The 455-nt window shown below is 49.5% G+C and carries 1 protein-coding gene; it reads right to left on the reverse strand.

Annotated elements, in window-relative coordinates; genetic code table 11:
- On the reverse strand, nucleotides 1–455 hold a 455-nt coding region (locus tag OZ411_RS43090; RefSeq protein ID WP_282532825.1), incomplete at both ends, for a recombinase family protein.

Below are 455 nucleotides of genomic sequence, written 5' to 3' on the forward strand. Positions count from 1 at the left end.
ACCCGAGGCGTCGATTCCGCGCCATTAATGATCTTGCTGTTTAACAACCCTTTAGCCTTCAAAAGGCGACTAAGATTTTCGAGCATGCATTGGTCAGACTTACGCCTCGTGAGTTCGGCAAATCTGCTTTGTGCAGCCAGGAACAGGAACGGATCGACCACGGCTTCGAATGCGTTAGCCGAACGAATCCATATTTCTGGAGGGTTCTTCGTCGCTTTCGACTTCAGCTTGCTGGAAGTGCGATTGTAGACATTGTGCCCCATGTACTTCTCATTGCAGAGCATTTTCGAGATTGTATTGCGATTCCAAGCGCGGCCGTAATGGTTGACGCTCCCCTCCTCATTCAATTCCTTCGCTATCTCAATTTCGTTCTTTCCTTCGACCGCGAACGACCTGAACATGCGTCTAACGACATCCACTTCATCTGCTGGTCCTGGCTTAAGAATGACACGATC

The sequence above is a fragment of the Bradyrhizobium sp. Arg237L genome (genome assembly GCF_029990105.1).
Taxonomy (GTDB): domain Bacteria; phylum Pseudomonadota; class Alphaproteobacteria; order Rhizobiales; family Xanthobacteraceae; genus Bradyrhizobium.